Source organism: Paenibacillus thailandensis, assembly GCF_042685365.1.
Lineage (GTDB): Bacteria > Bacillota > Bacilli > Paenibacillales > Paenibacillaceae > Paenibacillus_AP > Paenibacillus_AP thailandensis.
In genome coordinates this window covers 108302-127243 of record NZ_JBHUMY010000006.1, presented here as the reverse complement: position 1 = coordinate 127243, position 18942 = coordinate 108302, and the positions used below count along the sequence as shown (strand labels likewise).

At 54.8% G+C, this 18942-nt stretch carries 15 protein-coding genes; all 15 read right to left on the bottom strand.

Features of this window, described 5'->3' with window-relative positions:
- Positions 1-9: 9 nt before the first annotated feature.
- The 15 genes from ACFSW5_RS05465 to ACFSW5_RS05395 all read right to left on the bottom strand — a co-directional run bounded on the left by ACFSW5_RS05465 (position 10) and on the right by ACFSW5_RS05395 (position 18930).
- Positions 10-2052 carry an endonuclease MutS2 gene (locus ACFSW5_RS05465; protein ID WP_379270401.1) on the bottom strand — a complete coding sequence of 681 codons (2043 nt, stop codon included), beginning with the start codon at positions 2050-2052 and terminating at the stop codon, positions 10-12.
- A gap of 469 nt (positions 2053-2521) precedes the next feature.
- On the bottom strand, positions 2522-3298 hold the full coding sequence (locus ACFSW5_RS05460) for an MBL fold metallo-hydrolase (RefSeq protein ID WP_379270400.1): 777 nt from the start codon (positions 3296-3298) through the stop codon (positions 2522-2524).
- Positions 3295-3966: a GNAT family N-acetyltransferase gene (locus tag ACFSW5_RS05455; protein WP_379270399.1), complete on the bottom strand. Its 672-nt coding sequence runs from the start codon at positions 3964-3966 to the stop codon at positions 3295-3297. The genes ACFSW5_RS05460 and ACFSW5_RS05455 overlap by 4 nt, the downstream gene beginning before the upstream one ends.
- Positions 3967-4003: 37 nt before the next feature.
- Positions 4004-4681: a GNAT family N-acetyltransferase gene (locus tag ACFSW5_RS05450; protein WP_379270398.1), complete on the bottom strand. Its 678-nt coding sequence runs from the start codon at positions 4679-4681 to the stop codon at positions 4004-4006.
- Between the two features lie 55 nt (positions 4682-4736).
- Positions 4737-5600 carry a carbon-nitrogen hydrolase family protein gene (locus ACFSW5_RS05445; protein ID WP_379270397.1) on the bottom strand — a complete coding sequence of 288 codons (864 nt, stop codon included), beginning with the start codon at positions 5598-5600 and terminating at the stop codon, positions 4737-4739.
- A gap of 11 nt (positions 5601-5611) precedes the next feature.
- The gene (locus tag ACFSW5_RS05440) at positions 5612-6967 is read right to left on the bottom strand and encodes a HAMP domain-containing sensor histidine kinase (protein WP_379270396.1); all 1356 of its coding nucleotides are present in this window, start codon (positions 6965-6967) and stop codon (positions 5612-5614) included.
- On the bottom strand, positions 6964-7662 hold the full coding sequence (locus tag ACFSW5_RS05435) for a response regulator transcription factor (protein ID WP_379270395.1): 699 nt from the start codon (positions 7660-7662) through the stop codon (positions 6964-6966). The genes ACFSW5_RS05440 and ACFSW5_RS05435 overlap by 4 nt, the downstream gene beginning before the upstream one ends.
- A 203-nt stretch (positions 7663-7865) precedes the next feature.
- Complete coding sequence (locus ACFSW5_RS05430) at positions 7866-9476, bottom strand: serine/threonine-protein kinase (protein WP_379270394.1); 1611 nt, start codon at positions 9474-9476, stop codon at positions 7866-7868.
- 169 nt (positions 9477-9645) lie between these two features.
- A complete protein-coding gene (locus ACFSW5_RS05425; RefSeq protein ID WP_379271015.1) occupies positions 9646-10947 on the bottom strand; it encodes an ABC transporter substrate-binding protein in 1302 nt (433 codons plus the stop codon).
- Positions 10948-11200: 253 nt separating this feature from the next.
- On the bottom strand, positions 11201-12235 hold the full coding sequence (locus ACFSW5_RS05420) for a glycoside hydrolase family 88/105 protein (protein ID WP_379270393.1): 1035 nt from the start codon (positions 12233-12235) through the stop codon (positions 11201-11203).
- Between the two features lie 42 nt (positions 12236-12277).
- Positions 12278-13114, bottom strand: a complete 837-nt coding sequence (locus tag ACFSW5_RS05415; RefSeq protein WP_379270392.1) for a carbohydrate ABC transporter permease — start codon at positions 13112-13114, stop codon at positions 12278-12280.
- Position 13115: 1 nt separating this feature from the next.
- The gene (locus ACFSW5_RS05410) at positions 13116-14009 is read right to left on the bottom strand and encodes a carbohydrate ABC transporter permease (RefSeq protein ID WP_379270391.1); all 894 of its coding nucleotides are present in this window, start codon (positions 14007-14009) and stop codon (positions 13116-13118) included.
- 99 nt (positions 14010-14108) lie between these two features.
- On the bottom strand, positions 14109-15422 hold the full coding sequence (locus ACFSW5_RS05405) for an ABC transporter substrate-binding protein (protein ID WP_379270390.1): 1314 nt from the start codon (positions 15420-15422) through the stop codon (positions 14109-14111).
- A 195-nt stretch (positions 15423-15617) separates the two neighbouring features.
- Positions 15618-17177 (bottom strand): response regulator transcription factor, encoded by a 1560-nt coding sequence (locus ACFSW5_RS05400; protein WP_379270389.1) that lies wholly within the window; start codon positions 17175-17177, stop codon positions 15618-15620.
- A complete protein-coding gene (locus ACFSW5_RS05395; protein WP_379270388.1) occupies positions 17170-18930 on the bottom strand; it encodes a sensor histidine kinase in 1761 nt (586 codons plus the stop codon). Before ACFSW5_RS05395 ends, ACFSW5_RS05400 begins: the two co-directional genes overlap by 8 nt.
- Between the last annotated feature and the right edge of the window lie 12 nt (positions 18931-18942).

Here is an 18942-nt window from a genome sequence, read left to right as displayed (position 1 = left end):
CGAAAGCCGTTATTGTTCCGGCGGCGTAACGATGGAAGCCCCTTCCATATATTTGCGCGACATCATCTTGCGCAGTTTCCGGTTTTCCTTCGTATCAAACACGATATCCATATCGTAATCGCTGCCGGGATACAGCTTTTCTCTTTTAATGTAAGGCTTCAACCGTTTCCGGTTGAACGTCAGCTTGCGGCCTTCCACCTGCACGATTACATCGCCCCGTTCGTCCGCCGGGCGGAATACGATCCCGCTGCGCCGCAGCGGATAAATCCAGACCGCGTCCCCTTTTTCGAAAGGCTCTCCAGGCCGTTTGACGGCTTTGGCATCGGATTTTCCGCTTCCTTTATCCGAATGGCGGCGCTTTGCGGCACTGCCGTTCCTTTCGCACGCACCCTCCCCGCCGCTTTCCGCGCTTGACATATCTGCCGCCGGAGCCTCGACCTCGGACATCGGCACCGGCGTCGGCTCGATGCTTTCCGCATCATTCACCGGCCCGCTGCCGCTTTCCGCGGCGTTCCTTCTGCGCGCGGATTCATACCATCGCTCCGCCCGGTTCATGACCGCAAGCGGCAGTCCGATGCGCCTTGCGATCGCAAAAGCGTGGCTTTCGCCAGCCTCGCCGGTCTCCATCGCATACAGCGGGCGAAGCGTCTCGGGATCGAACGTCATACGGGCGTTCATGCAGCCGGGGGTACGCGCGGCGTACGCTTTAATCTCGTTAAAATGCGTTGAAGCGGCCGTTAACGTGCCGCTTTCCAGCAGCGTCTCCAGCACCGCGACGGACAAAGCGATTCCTTCCGAAGGATCGGTGCCGGCCGCCAGCTCATCGAGCAAAAACAATGACCGAGGTCCGGCGGCGTCCAGCATCGCCTTTACGGCCGTCAGATGGGAAGAGAACGTGCTAAGAGATTGCTCAAGGCTTTGACCGTCGCCGAGATCGGCCATAATATGCCGGAACAGGCCGAATTCCGTACCGGCTTCGGCAGGTACGAGCAGGCCGGACTGAACCATCAGCGCCAGCAGCCCGATCGTTTTAAGGGCGACCGTTTTGCCGCCGGTATTCGGCCCCGTAATGATCAGCTGTTTATAGCCGTAGCCCAGCTCCGCGTTCAGCGGCACCGCTTTTTCGCCGAGCAGCGGATGGCGCCCGTTCACGATGCGGATGACGGGATTCTCGGACAATCGCGGCGAGATTCCGCCGTATTCGCACCCGAGCTTGCCTCTTGCCATAATAAAATCAAACGAAGCCATCGCCTCGACGTTCTGCGACAGTTCATGGGCGTAACCTTCCGCCAGCTCGGACAGCCCGGACAAAATAACCGTCCGCTCCCGTTCCTCGTCGGCAAGCAGCTGCTGCAGCTCGAGCTGAAGCTCCGCTACGTCGGCCGGCTCGACGAACAGCGTTTGCCCGCTGGCCGATTCGTCCCAGACCGTGCCGGGCACCTGCTTCCTCAGCTCGCGCTTCACTTGAATAACAAGCCTGCCTCGCCGCTTCGTAACAAGCTGTTCCTGCAAAGCGGAGCGGTATTTCGTAAGCGTCTGCTCCATCTTTTTCTCGATCCGCTGCTCTGCCGCGTATATATGGCGCCGAATGTCGGCCAAGTACGGGCTCGCCTGATCGGTAAGCCGTCCGAACCGGATGCAGCGCACAAGCTCCTCCCGCAAATCGCGGCATTCGTGCATCGAATCGGCGTAAGCCGCAATCGTCGGAGCGATATGGCGCTTATTGTCCATATACTTTTTCATCTGGGACACGGAGGCGAGCCATACCGACAGCTGCTCCAGCTCGCTTTCCGTATATATTCTTCCTTTGCCCAAAAGCGCCATAAACGGATCGATCCCTTCCATGGCCGAGAGCGGGACGCTTGCGCCCGATGCGAGAAGCGCCGCCGCTTCTTCCGTTTCTTTCAGCAGCGCCGCAACTCTGCGAAGCTCGTCTGTTGGCTCGTGACTTTCGGCCAACGCCCGGCCGGCGGGCGAGACGGCGAAAGCCGCCATCTTAGCCTTGATTTGCGTAAATTCCAAAAGCTTTAATGCCGATTCCTTGTGATTCAAACCGATTCATCCTCCTCAGTAGCTTTGTGCTCGAAAAACAAAAAAACAGGAACAGAACGCGTGTCGCGCTCCGTTCCTGTCGGATTGCCGGCGTATGCGGAAAAAACGCTGACCGGTATAAAACCCTGCTCAATCGGAGCAGGCATACCCTAAAATCAACGCAAAAAAACCGTGCCGCAAGAGCACGGTTTCCTTATCCGCTGCCGAATTCATCGTTTAGGCGGGGGAGTACGCATGTTCTTAACTCTAGGAGCGGGACCTATCCGCATCGCAGCAGCAAACAGAGCTTCCGGCGCATCCGAAATGCGTTAAGCCCGTACAACCGCTCGGCGGGAAACGAGTCCCGGCTATCCAATTAGGAGTTAAGAACACCCGTAATCATTAAAATTGCCCCTTTCTAAACGACAAAAAGTTAAATACATCATAAATGACGGACAGGCTTCCTGTCAACAAATCCTTTTCCATTCCTTTACAGAACGACCTTCATTCCCGTTTCCGCAAAACGGACGCCTTCCGGAAGTCCATAGTCGCGCAATATATCGATGTCATGCGACATATGGGTAAAGACGGTTTGCGCCGGTTGCCAAACGTTCAGCAATTCCAACGCTTCCACCACATCGTAGACGGATCGGGTCTCGTACGCGAATGGCTCCTGATAGAAGCTTGTGCCGAGCACAAGAAAATCGAGACCGTACATATGCCGCTGCATCTCTTCGGTCAACCCGATCGAATCGGAGCAATAAACCCACTTCTTCCCCGTGCGGACGTTGTCGAACCGGTAGGCGTACGAATAGCCGTTTTTGCCGTGGTTGACCCGCCAGCAGTACGTTCGCCAGCTGCCGAGCATCAACGGTCCGTCGATCGGCGTGAAGGCGATGTGGCGGTCCAGCCAAGGAAACCGCGCTACGATTTCCCCGATCACCTCGGCCGGCGCATAAGCGTCGCCGCGTTCGCCGAGCCAGCGGCACGCGTCGGCCCATTCCACGAGACCGCCGATATGGTCGAAATGGGCATGGGTAATCAACATTTGGTCCAGACGCTTCAGTCCTGCCGCTTCCATCTGGCGGCCCCAGTCCGGTCCGCAGTCGATTAGAACCGTGCCCGCCTCTTCGTCGTCGATCTGAACAAGCGACCGAAGTCTCCGATTCGCCCCGGTCGTCCTCGCTTCCTCGCATACGGCGCAATCGCAATAGACGCGCGGCACTCCCATCGAGTCGCCGGTGCCTCTAAACGTAATCGTAGTCATAACGGCAACAGCCCGATCGTCTCCCGCTTCTCCAGCTCCTCGACCATATCGAGCCAAGCCTGCGGCTTATTCGGCAGCGCGGAATAATACGTCTTCAAAAATTGCGCGACAAGCGCAGCCGGAATATCGGAGCGTTCCTCGTCGGCCGGCAGGAAGCATAAATCAAGCCCTTCCACCGCTTGCCCTTCGTGGTCCCACGAAGGATGAACGTACCGCAAGTCCAGTTTCTTATAACCGATATGGGACAGCACTTCCCGCCGCACATGCGGATTCATCGGCGAGACGTCTCCGAAGCCGTGTCCCAGGTCCCGGTACGGATCGTACACCTCGGCGAACATGCCGATCGACGCCGTTCCGGATTCCCGCGCCAGACGCTCGAGATCCCGCTCCCGGTTGCGCAGCAGAAATCGTCCGATACCTAAGGCCGGGCGGCCGATAATCGTAAAGTCGGTCATCGCCACCTTCATGTCGGGATAATAACGGTATTCGGTGGCGCCGACTACCTCTCCGTCATGTACAGCTACATAGACATGGATTCCTTCGTCCTCCAGCGGCTCCTTCCAAAGCTCGTACGCCAGAACCTCTTCCGGCGGAAAAATGTTTTGCAGCAACTGATGCAGCTTGGCGAAATACGGATCCTCGATCGAAACGATGCGATGGTAAAGCATAGTCACCCTCTCCTTCTCCCGTTCTTTTTATCGTCTGTTATTCGGTTGCGGCCTGCTGCAGGAACGGATTGTTCCATTCCATCAGCGCGGCGTAATTGCACGATTCCTCGTCATCCAAATAATTGGCGGCGACGCCGATCGGCATCCGGCCGCAGCGAAGCAGAAACGTGATGACCGGATCCTTGATTTGACCGAGCACCACGTTCTCCAAATATTGCTTCGCCGTCATCTCGTCCGCATACCGGTGGTACCCCGGCATCCGCCCTCCTCCGAGCAGCCGCTTCAATCCGAGATAAACGACGGTTTCGTACATCGATTGCATCAGCCACTTGCCTATGCCCGCTTTGCGGTACTCCGGCGTTACGCACACGTCGGCTATGTACAGCGTATCCCCTTCCGGATCGTGGTTTCGAATGTAGCCGTTGTCCGTTATGGACTCCCAGCTGTGGTGATGTCCGTAATCGTCCAGCCGGATAATCAGGCCGGTCATCGAGCCGACGATGCGGCCTCCCGTCTCGACGCATAACGCGCCGGCCGGAAAATGATCGACATGCGCCGTCAGCTGCGTCTCGTTCCATAGCAGCTCCTCCGGATAAGGAGGAGGAAAGCTTTCCTTCTGCAGCGCGATCAATCCGGCGAAGTCATGTTTCGTATAATTCCGGATAATGGCCGGCACCGGCTTGCCGTCATGAAATACGATCAGTTTCTTGTACAACGTATCCCTCCTCGCCAATGCTTCGATGCTCTTGTATGCCCCGGCCGCCCGCTTCTTACGGCCGCCAGTCGGGATACAGGTCGGTGCGGCGGTCGCGCCAGGTCGTAACCGAGCCTGCGGCCCTTACGTCTTCAAGCAGCTTTAAATCGATGTCCGCCACGATAAGCATATCGTCGTTTATAACCCCTTCCGCCATAACGCCGGCGGGAGGAAACGGAATGTCGTTCGGCGTGATGACGGCAGCCTGACCGAAGTTCGCCCGCATGAAATCGACTTTGCGGAGCGAGCCGACCGTACCGGTCGTGACGACGTACACCTGGTTTTCCACCGCTCTTGCGTGGCAGCAATAACGGACCCGGTAGAAGCCGTGCCGGTCGTCCGTGCAGGACGGGCAAAAAATGACGTCCGCGCCCTTCGCCCGCGCCATCCGAACGATTTCCGGAAACTCGATATCGTAGCAGGTCAGCATTGCGACCGTTCCGAAACGCGTTTCGAATACTTGCAGCCCTTCCCCCGGAGCCATATCCCAATCCTTCACTTCCGTCGGGGTTAAATGAAGCTTCGCTTGGCGGTCGACTTTGCCGTCGGGATGGAACAGAAACGCCGTATTTTGGCGCTTCCCTTCGCCCGCGTCCACGACATGCGTGCCGCCGACGATATACATGCCGTATTCGGCCGCCAACCCGCCAAGCAGCGACACGTATCGATCCGTAAACGAAGGGAGCGCTTCAATCGGCAATGCGCCGCCGCTCCCGTCTCCGATCGACAGCAGCTGCGTCGTCATAAATTCCGGGAACAGCAGAAATTCCGTCCCGTATTCCGCCGCGTTGCGCACATAATGGGTGACTTGCGCGGCAAATTGCTCGAATGACGTTATATCCTCCAGATGATATTGAACGGCTGCGACGCGGTATTTCAATTCGTTTCCCCCTAGCGTTTTTGTTTGAATTGCAGCGTAATCGTCGTGCCCAGATCAGGCAAGCTGAAGACGTCGATTTTCGCCTCGTGAAGATCGACGATCCGTTTGGCAATGGACAGCCCAAGGCCGACGCCGCCCGTTGAACGGGCACGCGCCCCGTCGACCCGAAAGAACCGTTCGAACAGGTTCGGAATGTCTTCCTCGGGAATGCCGATCCCTTTGTCCTTCACTTCGATCTGAACGATGTTCTTCATAAGCGTAACGGATACGTCGATCGGATCTTTGCTGTATTTGATCGCATTGTCCAGCAAAATAACGAGCAGCTGCCTGATTTTGTTTTTGTCCGCATACATGCGGACGGCCTTCGCCGAAGATTTGACGCGAATCGGGCGCTGGAACGTCGTTTGCAGCATGGACGCCGTTTCGTTCGCCAGCTGGACAACGTCGAATTGCTCCTGATTCAGCCAATCCTCCTGTTCCGCCTCGGCCAATGTCAGCATCGACTTGATCAGGCTTTGCAGGCGCGCCGTTTCTTTGTCGATCGCTTCGATCGCTTCGTTGCGGACGTTCTCGTCGTTGCGTCCCCATCGTTTCAGCATCGTCGTATAGCTGCTGATGACGGTAAGCGGCGTTTTCAGCTCATGGGAAGCGTCCGCAACGAATTGCTTCTGCGCCTCGAACGTCCGGTCCAGCCGGTCGATCATCTGGTTGAAGGCGCGAACGAGCTGCTGCAGCTCGGCCGATTCCTCCGGATTCGTATTTTCGATTTTGCGGAGCTTGCCGCTCCGGTCGATTTCGCGGATCGTCGACACCATTTGCTGAATCGGCGACGTTAGCCGCGACGTAAACCAATACGTCCCGAAAATCGCAAACAAAATAGCGCCGACCGTCGTAACCGTTAGCGCGGCGACCAATATTTGCAAATAGCTGTCGAGCTCGTTCAGCACCCGGTTGATTTCAAGCATGGCCACGATGTCCTGTCCATCGTACAGCGGGACCTGCATTTGCAAAATCCGCTCGCCGCCCCGGCTAATCATCCCGGTGCTGTGCTGGGTTTTAAATTCCGCCGGCAGCTCGAGCAATGTCGGGTCGGATCCGGTAATGTTCGCGACCTTGCCGTCCGGCAGCACGATCCGGATCAGCTCGTTGACGTTGTAATATTCCTTCAGCAGGTCCGGATCGCTGAGGCCGGTGCTGTTCTGGATTTTCGGGTTTTCCAGAATCAGGTTCACTTTATTCGTAAGCACCCGCTCTTCGCTGTCCGTCGTGATTTTGATCACGTAAAAATAAACGAAAATATTGAACAAAATTAAAATAAAGATGAGCCAAAAAATCGTGAACAGCGTAAATCGTTTGCGAAGGGTCATGCATCGGGCTCCTTAATCATGTAACCGACGCCCCTCACCGTGTGGATCAGCTTGTGCCGGTAGCCTTTGTCAAGCTTCTGGCGCAAGTATCGGATATAAACGTCCACGAGATTCGTCTCGCCGATAAAATCGTAACCCCATACGTCGGACAAAATATCTTCCCGCGATTTCTCCTCGTTCTTATGCTCGACCAAATAAACGAGCAGCTCGAATTCGCGCGGCGTCAGCTCGATAACGATATCCTTGCGGAACACTTTGCGGGTACGCAGCTCGATCGTCAAATCCCCGACCTTCATGATGTCGTTGCCTTCCGCTTCGCGCGGATTTTGCTGGAATATTCGCAGTATGTTGCGGACGCGGGCAAGCAGTTCCTCCATCGCAAACGGCTTCGTAATATAATCGTTCGCCCCGTGCTCGAAACCGCTGACCTTGTCCGGCACCGTATCCCTTGCGGTCAGCAAAATGACCGGAACGGGATTGCCCGCCTGACGCAGCCGGCGGAGAACCTCGATGCCGTTTAATTCCGGCAGCATGACGTCCAGCAGCACCAGCTCCCATTCGCCGGAAGCGGCCATTTCGTAGCCAGTGCGCCCGTCGGCGGCCATCCCTACATTGTAACCTTCATGTTCAAGCTCCAATTGCAATATGCGGGCGATTCCCGCTTCATCTTCTACGACCAATATATTTTGTTTCATCGTTTATGTCACCTGCTCTTCCAATAATGGCTGCATTGATTTCATCATAAAGAAGCTGATATTGAAAAGCAAGCTAGCCCGTCCGCTGCGGAGGCGGACCGGCTTGGCGGGATGCAATCATGCAGCGAACGACAAGGACTTGGCGCCTATCGTTCTAATAGAACTTTCGTAACGGATCGGCGATTTCCGTCCGTACCATTGTATCATAGCCGCCCCGCCCTTGTCCGCAGCCGCCGCTTCAAGCCGTCCAGCAAGGGACGGAGCGCCCGTTCCGCGGCTGCCGCCATCTTCTTGTCGTCCGTCATCCACAGCCCTTTCCAGACCAAGCCGCATACCTCGGCCGCCGGCATCAGCGGAAAGCGTATCGTCCCCTCGGGCGGCAGCAAGTCCAGCCACTCCAGGCGCCCGCGAAAAGGCATATCCTTGTTCGCGATCCATACCGTATACTTGCCGTCCTTGCCGCGCTCGAGCGTGAGCCGGCGCAACAGCTCGAGCCGGGCCGCCCGCCATTTCGACGGGAACGGATCGGCCACGATCACGACTGCGTCCGCATCAAGCAGCTCTTTCCGCGCCGCTTCTTCTTCCCAATAGGCGGACCGGTCGATCACCGTAACGGAAGCCGAAACGGCTTGAAGCATCAGCTCAAACGACTCCCGGCCGCCGCCGTGCCAATCCGCGGGTCCGTCCGGCTTCAGCCCGTGCCACAATACGTTATCGGCGTTTGTCCACGTCATATAACGGCTGTCGGATGCGTCCGCGGCGCGGACCGCCGGTCCTTTCCTCCATAACCTTCCGGCCCCTCCGCCGATCAGCGCATGCCATTCGGGCCGGACCAGCGGATGTTCCGCGGCCGCAACCTTCACTCCTTGCTTGGCGAGCAGCTTCGCCAGCGTAACGGCGATAAAGCTTCCTCCGGTTCCTCCCGATAGAGACAATACGTGCACGGCAAACGTTCCGCTTGCCGTCATTCCCGGCTCCCGCGGCGAACGCCCTTGCTCCTCCGGCAGAATCGATTGCAGCGCAGCCGCCGCATCGTCCATGGAAACGTAGCGGCGTGACGGAACCTCGTCCAGCATCCGCTCCAGCACCCGGCGGAACGGCACCGGAATATCGGGCTTGAGCCATTTCCACGGCTCTCCGCGCCTTCCAGCGCCTTCATACCTTCTGCCGCCCGTGGCCATGTAATAGAGAAGCGCCCCAAGCCCGTACACGTCGGTCCATACGCCGCTTTGGCTTCCTCCCTGCTGCTCCGGGGCGGCGAAGCCGGGCGTGCCGAGCAGCTCCGTGTCCTCCCCGCCTTCCGGCTTATAGCTTCTTGCGATGCCGAAGTCAATCAGCCGGACATACCCGCTCTTGTCGATCATGACGTTGGACGGCTTCAAATCCCGGTGGATGACTGGCGGGCTTTGCCCGTGCATATAGGCGAGCGCCGAGCAAAGCTGCAGCGCGATCCGGATTATATCCGTAAACGGAATCGGTCTCGCGCGCTCCCGGATTAACGTCGCAATGGTATCGCCCGGAATGTAGTCCATCGCAAACCATGCCGGCCCTTCTTCGTTAGGAGGCGAATAATCGACGATTTGCGGCAAATGGGGATGGCTCAGCTTCATAAGCACCTCCGCCTCTTCGGCGAAGGACCGCTTGTTGCCCGCCTGTCCGCCGGGCGCTTTAATGGCGCGGAGCTTGCCGTGAAGCTTTAAGTCTTCCGCGGCGTAAACGGTGCCCATGCCCCCTCTCCCCAATATTCCGGCAATCCGGTAACGGCCGCCGATCACGCTTCCTGCGCTCCATTCCGATAACTGTTGCGACGCCATGCCCAATTCCTCCCCATTAGAAGACAATTTATAGCGCAAAACTTATAAATTCTTATATTTCAACAAAAAAATCCCGGTCTCGCGCAATGCATGCACGTGACCGGGATTCTTTCCCGTCTGTCATTTCAGCAGTAATTTACCATACGCTGCCGCCAATGACAAGCGGGACTTATTTATTTTTGCCAAGAATCGCGTTCGCTTCGGTTCTAAAGTTTTTCGCCGCGTCTTCCACCGTAATTTGATCGTATTCCATCTGCTCGGAGAGCGTCTTCAGCTTGTCGATGATTTCGGCGGAACCGATCGGATCGACGGGATCCGCCGGCGAGCTGTTCTTTTCGGACCAAGCGACGTATTCGAACACTTGCTGCTGCGCAGGGCTCAGAAGCGGTTTGATGCTTTCCTGCACGGCCGAGGACACCGGAACGCCGCGTTCGCCGAGAATGAGCTTGTTCGCCTCTACGTCGTTGACCCAGAAGTTAATGAATTTCGCCGCTTCGGACTTCAACTTGGAGCTTTCCGCGATCGAGAAGAACATGCTTGGTTTCAGGTAAAGGCCTTTCTGCATATCCGGCCCGACCATCGGCGCGAATTCCAGCGGACGGTTTACCGCTTGCTGCAGCGCTACGAATTGGTTCGACCATTGCCAAATGCCGATTTGCGTGCCCTTCGTCAAGAAGTTGTCTTCAAAGCCTTTGATTTGCGCTTTCGCGTCGGCCGTAGGAGACGCCTTATCTTTGACGAGCTGGGCGATGCGGCCGAAATAATCGACGAACAGGGAATCGTCTTCGTAGCCCAGGCCGTTGCCTTCCGCATTATAGAGCGTTTCGCCTTTCGTACGGAGATAATAGGCGAAGAAAATTTCCGGACGCATGCCGTCGTCGATGAAGAGACCCGCGTCCTTCGCCTTGGCCGCGATGGCTACGTAGTCGTCCCAAGTCCAGTTCTCGGGAATGCTGTCGACGCCCGCTTTTTTGAGCAGCTCGGGATCGTATTGGAAGCCAAGCGAGTTGACGCCTAAGTTCATGCCGTAGTTGCCGTCGCCGTAAATGCCCGCGTTTAACGCGTTTTCGCTGATGTTGGTGACGTCGATTTCTTTGCCGAAAAACGGCGTCAGATCCGCAAGCTGCTTTTTGCCGGCGTATTGGGAGTAATAGCTTGTATCAATTTGAATAATGTCGGGCAGTTCTCCGGCCGCCGCTTGCGGCGCGATTTTTTTCCAGTAGTCGTCATAGTTGGCATACTCGACTTCGATCGTCACGTTCGGATTTTTCTCTTCGTACATGTCGATCACTTTTTTCGTGTACTCGTGGCGGGCGTCGCCGCCCCACCAAGCGATCCGAAGCGTTACGGGCTTATTGCCGCTGCTGTCGCCACCGGCGTTGGAAGCCGCGGCATCCTCGTTTGCGCTTCCCCCGTTACCGCCGCAAGCGGCAGTGAACAGAAGCATCGCGGCCGCCGCGAAGGTAAGCATCTTTTTCTTTTGCTTCACGTGAAAACTCCCCTTTCGTTACTAAACGGCTGAATGAAAGTCACACCATCAGTATATGCCAATGTAATCGCTTACGGAATATTAAAAAACCGCTTTTTTTGTTAAAAAAACAGATATTTACACAGATAGCCATAAAAAACTATAGCCGAACCTTATTTCAGAAAAAAGAGAAACCTTGCCTTTACATAGGATTATCTATGCAATAGCAAGGTTTTCATCTCGTCATTTTACAATCTTAGGAAAAAGTTCTTTTTTTCGAATTCAGCAGCTCGGCCAGGAACGCAAGCGCCAGCCCTTGCCCCCATCCTTGCACCCGTTTGCGGCCCGTGTTTTTGTAGCCTTCCTTGTCGAACATAACCGCCGTGCCGGCCGATACGTTGCGCACGGAGCCGTCTGCGTCAATTTGGCTCAAGATGCCCTTGATCGACTTGTTAATGTATTTGTTGTAAAGCGAGCCGAAAGCGAACAATCCGGTCGCGATGCCGGCCGAGCCGGACGTTTCGAGGTAGGAAGTCGGATCGTCCAATACGGTGTGCCACAAGCCTTCTTCGGATTGCAGCCGCACCAGCGCGCTGAGCTGGTCGCGAAGCGAACCCTCGATAATCATATACGCCGGATGCGCCACATGCACTTCCCGCAGCGCCTTCGCCATCGTCAGCGCCGCCCAGGAATTGCCGCGCGCCCAGAAGACGGCCGACATATGGTTTTTGGCTACATTATCCCAGCCGTGGTAATACAGGTTCGTAACCGGATCCTGAAGATACTCTTCGTGGCCATGGTATTGCTTGATGCCGTCCTCCATATATTCTTGGTTGTCGAGCAGCTTGCCCATCCGCACCAGGAAGTAGCCGGCCATCATCATCGTGTCGACCCAAGCCTGCTCGGGGAACACATACTCCTCGGAATTGACCGTGTGCTGAAATATGCCGTCCCCGAAGCGCACCGCTTCGTGGCGCAAATATTCGGCCATCTGCTTGGCGATGTTTAAATATTTCTCGTCGTCCGTTGCTTTATACAGCGTAATCAGGCAATGCCCGACCGAAACGCCGTTGACGGAAAGCTTCGGCAGCCCGTCTTCCAGCTTTTCGTCGACCCATTCCTTAAGCCTGTCGATGTAGCTGGCATTGCCGGTCGCCTCGTACGCTTCCGCAACGCCGTAGAAAGCTACGCCTCCCGGCCAATCCCACGTAAAATCCATCCGGAACGTGCGGTCTACGACACGGTCGATGATCTCGCGAATTTCGTTCTCGTCAAATTGCAATTGTGGCATGTCAATCGTCTCCTCCATCGTCTTCGTCAAAGTCTCCTATTGTTATTTCAAGCCGCTTGTGCTAATTCCTTCCACGATATATTTCTGGAACAGGAAGAACACAAGAAGGACCGGAATCAAACTTACGACCGACATCGCGAACATCGCGCCCCAGTTGGACAACCCTTCGCTGTCGAGGAACATCTTCAAGCCTAAGGAAACGGTATAAGAGCTTGGTTTGTTCAAGTAAAGCAGCGGTCCCATCAGATCCTCCCAGCGCCAATAGAACGAGAAGATCGCCGCCGTCGCCAGAGAAGGAATGATAAGCGGAACAATGATCCGGAAGAACAGGCCGAACTTGCCGACTCCGTCGATCGTTGCCGCTTCATCCAGCTCGCGCGGAATGGAACGGATGAACTGAACCATCAGAAAGATAAAGAAAGGCGTGCCCAAAAACTGCGGAACGACGATCGGTTTAATCGAGCCGATCCACCCCAAATCCGAAAACAAAATATATTGCGGGACAAGCACGACGTCATGCGGCAGCATGAGCGTCACCATCATGATCGAGAACCAGAACCCGCGTCCGAAAAACTTCAGCCGAGCAAAGCCAAACGCGACAAAAGCGGAAGACAATACGGCGCCGATCGTGGAAATAATGACGATCTCCAGGGAATTGTAAATGAACGTTCCAAACGATATATCCGACAGACCGCTCCAGCCGAGCTTGTAATTTTCCCATACCCACGGATCCGGGATAAGCGACGTCGAAGTGGTAAAAATCGTGTTGCTTTTCTTAAACGAGCTGATAAACAACCACAGCACCGGATAAATCATCACGATGGCAAGCAGCCCAACAAACAAGTGGTAAATCGGCCACTTCATTTTTCTGAGCGTCATATTAGCGGCCTCCTTCCGATTCGTAATGCACCCATAGTCTCGACGACGCGAACACTAACGCCGTCAAGATGCCGACGATGATGAGCATTACCCACGCCATTGCCGATGCGAAGCCCATGTCGAAGTAAACGAACGCCTGCTTGAACAGGTACAAGGAGTACAGAAGCGTGCCGTCGAGCGGGCCGCCTTCGCCCTTGGAAATAATGTAAGCCGGCACGAACGTCATGAACGCGCTGATCAGCTGCATAATCAAGTTAAACAGGATGATCGGCGTCAGCATCGGAATCGTAATGCTGAAGAACCTGCGGAAGAATCCCGCGCCGTCGACGCTTGCCGCTTCATACAGCTCGCCCGGAATATTTTTGAGTCCGGCAAGGAAGATGAGCATGGAAGAACCGAACTGCCAAACCGACAGCGAGATCAGCATAAACAAGGCCGCTTGCGGGTCGCCGAAAAAGCGAACGCTTTCAAATCCGAGAAAATTGAGCAAGCCGTTGACGATTCCTTCATCTCCGAACACGTTGCGCCACATGATCGACACGGCTACGCTGCCGCCGATAATGGACGGCAAATAGTAAACGGTGCGGTAAAGTCCGACGGCCTTGGAAGCATTATTCAGAATCATGGCCACGAACAGCGCAAACGCCAAACGAAGCGGAACGCCGGCGAAAACGTAAAAGAGCGTCACTTTAAGCGAATGCAGATACCGCTTGTCCTCGAACATCGCCGAATAATTGTCCAGCCCGGCCCAAGTCGCAGGCATGAGCAAATCGTAATCCGTAAAGGAATAATAAAGCGACATGAACGTCGGATATAACGTAAAAATGAGGAAACCGATTACAAAGGGCGAAATAAACGTGTAGCCGATCAAATTGTTTTTGAGCGATAATTTCATGGGATCCAACTCCTATGCGAAGTCTGTCTTATCCGTTATCCCGGCTTGGGGCGCGATTCCCGGAGCTAACGCCTTCAATCCGGGATAACGGTCTTGCCCTTATTTGTTTTTGCCCAGAATGGAATTCGCTTCGGCGCGGAAGTTTGCGGCCGCGTCCTCAATCGAAATTTGTCCGTATTCCAGTTGTTCGGAGAGCGATTTCAGCTTGTCGAAAATTTCCGCCGAGCCGACCGGGTCGACCGGGTCCATCGGGGAGCTGTTCTCGCCTGCCCATGCGACGTAATCGAAAACCTGCTTTTGCGTTTCCGGCAGCAGCGGCTTGATCGCCTCTTGCACCGCCGACGAGATCGGAACGCCGCGCTCTCCCAATATGAGCTTGTTCGCTTCCACGTCGTTGATCATGAAGTTGATCAGCTTGGCCGCTTCCGCTTTCACTTTGGAGCTTTCCGCGATCGACCAGAACATGCTCGGCTTCAAGTACAAGCCTTTCTCCATGTCCGGCCCGACCATCGGCGCGATTTCCATCGGCCGGTTAACCGCCTGCTGCAGCGCCACGTATTGGTTCGACCACTGCCATACGCCGATCTGCTTGCCTTTCGTCAGGAAGTTGTCTTCGAAGCCTTTAATTTGCGCTTTCGCGTCCGCCGTCGGCGACGCTCCGCTTTTGACCAGATCGGCGATCATGCCGAAGTAATCGACGAAGAGCGAGTCGTCTTCGTAGCCAAGCGCGTTCCCTTCCGCGTTGTAAAGCGTTTCGCCTTTCGTGCGGAGATAATATCCGAAGAAAATTTCCGGGCGCATGCCGTCGTCGATATAGATGCCGTTTTCTTTCGCTTTGGCCGCGATCGATACGTAATCGTCCCAGGTCCAGTTCTCGGGAATGCTGTCGACGCCCGCTTTCTTCAGCATCTCGGGATCGTATTGGAAGCCGAGGGCGTTGACCCCGGCGCTTATGCCGTACAAGCCGTCTCCATAACGGCCGCTCTCCAGCGTATCCTGGCTGATGCTTGCCGTATCGATTTCTTTGCCGAGAAAAGGCGTCAAGTCCGCGAACTGTTTTTTGCCGGCATATTGCGAGTAATAGCTCGTATCGACTTGAATAACGTCGGGAAGCTCGCCCGCCGCCGCTTGCGGCGCGATTTTTTTCCAGTAATCGTCGTAATTCGCGTACTCGATCTCGATGTTTACATTCGGGTTTTGCGATTCGTATAATTCGATCACTTTCTTCGTATACTCGTGGCGGGCGTCGCCGCCCCACCAAGCCATCCGGATCGTAACTTGCCCGTTATCGGCGCCGGAGCCGGAGCCGGAACCGCTGGACCCCGCACCGTTCGAACCCCCTCCGCCGCAAGCCGCAACAAACACCAATGCCGCTGCCGCCGCCATCGACAGCATTTTTCTTTTTGCCTTCATGGTTGATCCGTCCTCTCCTACGCAAAGCTGCTTAATCTATTACTCTATGGTTCTTATTATATTTTTGCCCTGTCGGAACAGGAATTTAAAAAACCGCTTTCTTTGTTAAAAAAACAGAGAATGCCCGCGAACGGATTCGGGGCATTCCTTGGAAAGATGCACATTTTATCGAACGATTGCATGTTTCGAAGCGAATCATGTCGGAGACTTGCGGTAATCGGAAGGCGTCTGGCCCGTATATTTCTTGAACACCTGACTGAAATATTGCGGATTGTCGCCGAAGCCAAGCGCTTCGGCCAGCTCGAACACCTTAGCGTCCTCCGACGCTTCGATCATTTCGACGGCCTTTTCGATCCTCAGCCGCATAACGTAATTCGAAAACTTCTCGCCGGTTTCTTTCTTGAACAGCTTCCCTAAATAGTCGGCGTTCATATATAAAATTTCGCTGGCGACCCAACTCAGCGACAAAGCGGACTCGCCGAGATTGTTGCGCACCACTTCCAGCATGCGGTTAATGATCGAAGAATGCTTCGTTTTCTGCGATTGATGATGGGCGAGCGTAATCTCTCTGGCCACTCCGGCGATATACTGCTCGATCGCCCGCAGCGTATGAAGCTCGTCCAGCTTGGCGATCGATTGCATATATTGGCTTAATTGGGCCGGCGGACTTAACCGGGCGATCGAGACGAGAAGCGTGATCGCGTACGATTTGGTCAGGACGGAATCCATCCTGCAGCTTCCGAGCTCCCGGAAATAGCGGTCCAGCTCCTGCTCCGCGCCGGTCCAGTCGCCTGACTTGATAAACATGGCGAGCCGCTCGTCGTCGTAATCAAACGAAGGAGCGTCGCTGATCAGATCGGCGATGTCCTTTTTCGATACGATCGTCCCTTCGCCCAGATAAAACCGGAAGTTCAAGCAATCGAGCGTATCGCGGTACATGCGCCGCGCATCCGTAATATTGGACGGATCGCTGACGGCGATCGTCGCGTCCAGCTTGTAGAAATCCCTGAACGTCCTTTTGATGTCCGCCAGCTGTTCGAACAGCCATTCCTGTTTGTAATTTTCTTTCAGCAACAGCAGCGCATGTCTGCCGATTGTCGTTCCGAGCAGCACGATCGATCGGCCCAATACGTCCTCCGCGATGTTCTTGATCGCGAACAAATGCTCGTATTCGTATTCTCCGCCTTCGATCTGAAACAAGATGAGCTGTACGTTATCGGTCTCTTCGGATATGCGGAACAGCCTGCGATAGTCGTCCCAATCCCGCTGGCCGTACGTCTTATTCGTGACGAGCTCCTTCAGAAACTGCTCCTTGGCGTGAGGCAGCACCTTGGCAAGCTCCGTCTGGATATTATGCATGACCTCCGCCCGATTGCGCTCCCCTTCCAGCTCGTCCATCGCTTCCCGCAGCGCGTCGATGATCGCGTTCTCGTTGCACGGCTTAAGCAAATAATGCTTGACGCCGAACTGCATCGCTTTGCGCGCATAATCGAATTCGCTGTATCCGGACAGCAGAATGAACGCCGTTTCCGGTGCCGCGTGCATTGCCTTTTCGACCAGCTGAAGACCGTCCATTCCCGGCATTTTTATGTCGGATATCACGATATCGGGCTTATGCTTCTCGATAAAATCAAGCGCTTCGATTCCGTTCCGGGCCGTGCCGGTCAACCGGGCGCCATGCTCCTCCCAATCGACCATGCTGGAGATCCCTTCCAGAATAATCCGTTCATCGTCAACAAGCAGCACGTTATACATGTTCATCCCTCACCGTATACGGCAACACGAGCGTTACCTTCGTTCCTTCTCCCGGTGCGCTGTCGATCATTAGCCCGTATTCGTCGCCGTACAAAATTTTGATTCGCTCTTCAATGTTTTGGAGCCCGAGGCCGGTCCCCTTCGGCTTCACTTCCCCTCTTCGCAAGCTATCAACCAACTCTTTCGCCATGCCCGGCCCGTTATCCTCCACGGAAATGAGCAGCCGGCTCGCGTCCGCCGAAGCGGTCAGCCGGATGACGCACGTCTCCACCATTTGTTCCAGCGCATAATTGACGGCGTTCTCGACCAGCGGCTGCAGCGACAGCTTCGGTACGCTGCAGTAATGCAGGTGGGAAGGCACCTCGATTCGGAAATCAAGCCTTTCCTCGAACCGGAACTTTTGAATCGTAATATAATGGTTGATTATTTCCAGCTCCCGGCTAAGCGAAATGATTGGATCTTTCACATTAATGGACAGCCGCAGCAGCGCGCCAAGCGATTCCACCATCTGGGAGATGCGCGCCTGTTTGTTCATTTTGGCCGTCCAATTGATCGTTTCCAGCGTATTGTACAGAAAATGCGGGTTGATTTGCGCCTGCAGCGCTTTAAACTGCGTATCCTTGATCACAAGCTGCTTTACGTAATTTTCCTGGATCAGCTCGTTGATGCGCTCCACCATGATGCGGAAATTGCGCTGCATTTGCCCGACCTCGTCCATCGGAAGCCGCTCGTTGTCCCCTTCCCCGTAATCGAAATTTCCGAGCTGCACCCGTTTCATTTTGACCGAAAGCTTCTCGAGCGGAACCGTAATTGTGCGCGAAATTTGCAAAGCGACAAGGACGGCGGCCACGAACAGCAGAACGTAAACGATGATGACCGTGTTTTTCACACTGACTGTGCTTTCAAAAATATCGTCGTAAGGGATAACGGTATAATAAGTCCAATCCATATAGGCCGACGATAAATAGGTTATATAATACGACTTTCCTGCATCGCGGACGATTTTATAGCCCTGTTTTCCGCTTTTTAATTCGGCAAGCGTTTTCAAATCGAAGTCCGTTTGTTCGGGATAAACCATTTCGTTATCCTTCAAAATGATAAATTGCGCATCTTCGTCGTCGAGCCCGCTGCCGTAATCGGCAAACAGGCGATTGACATCTATTCGAATGGCGAGCGTGCCCAAGTTTTCCAACGATAAATTATGATAACGACGTATATTGCGGGCGACGGTTAACGTCTTGTCGTTTTCGTCGGGCGCCAGCCAGGCTACGCCCCCTTTTTGCGCAACCGCTTCCATTTCCAAGCGTTCGAGCCTTTCCCGATTTAACGTAACCGCCCGCGCTCCGACGGCGTATTCCTTATCGTTGACGTCGTAAAGCTGCATGGACAGCACGTATTTGTCGAGCGCTCCAAGATCGACCATACGATCCGTAATTTTCGTGAACGTGACGTAGCTGACGTAATCGGTATTCGCCGTGCGGATATTCCATAGATTGTTCTGGATATTCGGATCGGTTACGACCGAATAAGAGAGAGACGCGATTTTTTTCAGCTCGTTCTCCATGCCCAGCGACGACGTTCCGAGCGCCTTGGACGATTGCTGATAAACGAGCTTGTCGTACGTATCGAACGCGTATTGCTGAATCAAATTCGTAATAATCGCCACGACCGCCATCAAAGCCGCGATCAGGAAAAAGATTTTGTATTTGATCTTCATATTGGAGAACAACGACCATAAACGGCCAGCTTTCACTTGCGATCTCTC

Excerpts from the sequence above, each read along its gene's own strand:
- ACFSW5_RS05460 (WP_379270400.1), bottom strand. The coding sequence starts at position 3,298 with ATGACTACGATTACGTTTAGAGGCACCGGCGACTCGATGGGAGTGCCG.
- ACFSW5_RS05455 (WP_379270399.1), bottom strand. The coding sequence starts at position 3,966 with ATGCTTTACCATCGCATCGTTTCGATCGAGGATCCGTATTTCGCCAAG.
- ACFSW5_RS05440 (WP_379270396.1), bottom strand. The coding sequence starts at position 6,967 with ATGACCCTTCGCAAACGATTTACGCTGTTCACGATTTTTTGGCTCATC.
- ACFSW5_RS05435 (WP_379270395.1), bottom strand. The coding sequence starts at position 7,662 with ATGAAACAAAATATATTGGTCGTAGAAGATGAAGCGGGAATCGCCCGC.
- ACFSW5_RS05430 (WP_379270394.1), bottom strand. The coding sequence starts at position 9,476 with ATGGCGTCGCAACAGTTATCGGAATGGAGCGCAGGAAGCGTGATCGGC.
- ACFSW5_RS05425 (WP_379271015.1), bottom strand. The coding sequence starts at position 10,947 with ATGCTTACCTTCGCGGCGGCCGCGATGCTTCTGTTCACTGCCGCTTGC.
- ACFSW5_RS05420 (WP_379270393.1), bottom strand. The coding sequence starts at position 12,235 with ATGCCACAATTGCAATTTGACGAGAACGAAATTCGCGAGATCATCGAC.
- ACFSW5_RS05415 (WP_379270392.1), bottom strand. The coding sequence starts at position 13,114 with ATGACGCTCAGAAAAATGAAGTGGCCGATTTACCACTTGTTTGTTGGG.
- ACFSW5_RS05410 (WP_379270391.1), bottom strand. The coding sequence starts at position 14,009 with ATGAAATTATCGCTCAAAAACAATTTGATCGGCTACACGTTTATTTCG.
- ACFSW5_RS05405 (WP_379270390.1), bottom strand. The coding sequence starts at position 15,422 with ATGAAGGCAAAAAGAAAAATGCTGTCGATGGCGGCGGCAGCGGCATTG.
- ACFSW5_RS05400 (WP_379270389.1), bottom strand. The coding sequence starts at position 17,177 with ATGTATAACGTGCTGCTTGTTGACGATGAACGGATTATTCTGGAAGGG.